The 484-nt window shown below is 63.0% G+C and carries 1 pseudogene; it reads left to right on the top strand.

Annotation, left to right across the window (positions count from 1 at the left end):
• Window positions 1-484, top strand: a pseudogene (locus EOA32_RS39115) (MFS transporter); the annotation flags it as partial.

Here is a 484-nt window from a genome sequence, read left to right on the forward strand (position 1 = left end):
ACTAAGCCTGGTGGGATCGATCACGTTTGGGGCAACCCTGACGGCCCTGCCCTATGTCGGGGACGCCTGGCCGCTGGCGGCGATTGTGTTCCTTGCGGGGGCCGGGTTTGGAACGCTCGACGTTTCGATGAATATCGATGCCTCGGCATTGGAGCGTCGCATGCGCCGGCAGGTGATGTCGTCGTTTCATGCCGTGTTCAGTTTCGGGAGCTTGGCCGGCGCGTTTGTGGTCGGTCAAATACTGTCCCACGGTGGCGCTTTGAGCGTATGCCTTGGCGTCACGGGGGCCGGTGTGGCGGCAGTCGCACTTGTCGCTTGCACGGGGTGGAACAATGCAGCCCGGTTAGACGGCCCTGCGGACGCGACAGAGGCGACGGACGGCAAGTTCGACAGCGCTTTGACGAACCATCTCTACCTGCTTGGCGGCCTCGCATTCCTGGGGATGCTCGCCGAGGGCGGGATGATGGATTGGAGCGCCATATAC

The sequence above is a fragment of the Mesorhizobium sp. M1A.F.Ca.ET.072.01.1.1 genome, from assembly GCF_004023325.1.
Lineage (GTDB): Bacteria > Pseudomonadota > Alphaproteobacteria > Rhizobiales > Rhizobiaceae > Mesorhizobium.